The 1161-nt window shown below is 42.6% G+C and carries 1 pseudogene; it reads right to left on the reverse strand.

From position 1 onward, the window contains the following. A pseudogene (locus AB4232_RS22070) lies at window positions 1-1161 on the reverse strand (RHS repeat protein); the annotation flags it as partial.

Raw genomic sequence — 1161 nt, forward strand, 5'->3', positions numbered from 1 at the left:
TTGTAAGCTGACCCACGGCGTTATATTCAAATTCTGTTTTATTTTGATTGGCGTCAATTAAAGCCGTAGTGCGTCCTGCCGCATCTCGTTTTAACCGTGTAACGCCCAACATAGGGTCAATAACCGCTACCAGTTGCTTTGCTGAATTATATTGATACTGGTAAGTTCGACCTCCCGGAAGGGTTTCGCTCTCTACAAGACGAGGACAACTCCCATAAACAATCTCAGTATCACGATTTCCCTCTCCGCTGACATGAGTGAGTTGGTTAATTCGGTCATAACGATACTGCGTGGCGTTACCATGTATATCAATAACTTGTGTTACGCGCCCTAGCTCATCATATTGATATGACGCCAGCGCCTTACCCTGACTAACAATCGAGTCGAGTCGCCCAGATGAATAACCAAAGTCGACAACGTTACCGTCAGCAGCCGTTACTTGTAATAACTGCCCTTGGTCGTTGTATTTATAGCGAGTTTTAACACCGTTTAAATTAGTAGCACCAATCAGTAAGTTATTTTGGCTGTATTCAAAACCCTTTTTGCCTGTCGGCGTGACAGCTTTAATTAAGTTTTGACGATCATCGTAAACATAGATCGTGCTGTTATTGAGCGTATCAGTAAACTCCACAACTTTACCAAACGAGTTATTGCGATACTTTACGGAATTACCATCTGAATAAACAGTTTTGGATAGATTACGATTTTGATCGTATTCGAAACGAGTCCATGTACCATCCGGTCTAGTAACCTGTTGAACACGAGAATAACCTTTGGAGAACCGCTGATAGTCATAGACAGTTTTAGGAACGTCGGGTTGGTCATTGTTAACATTAACATCCACGTAATTGATGTAGTGTTCTGGTGAGATGTACCACGCTTTGCCTGTTTCTGAGTTGTAGAAAAACTCCTCTTTATAACCCAGCGGATTTATCGCAGTCACTCGGCTACTCATTCCCATTGGGTCACCAGGTGCTGGATATTCATCTACCCGATTTGAATCAGCGTTGCCTAGCTCAACAATAAATTGGGTTTGTCCCTTAGCATCAGTGATTGACGAGATTATCCCCATCTCATCATAAGTGATATCTGCGGAGTACCCTTGCATGTCCTCAAGCGAGATTAATTCACCTTTCTGGTTATAGTTGAAGTGAGCTTGAT

The organism is Vibrio sp. 10N.286.46.A8 (assembly GCF_041470165.1).
Classification (GTDB): Bacteria; Pseudomonadota; Gammaproteobacteria; order Enterobacterales; family Vibrionaceae; genus Vibrio; species Vibrio tasmaniensis_A.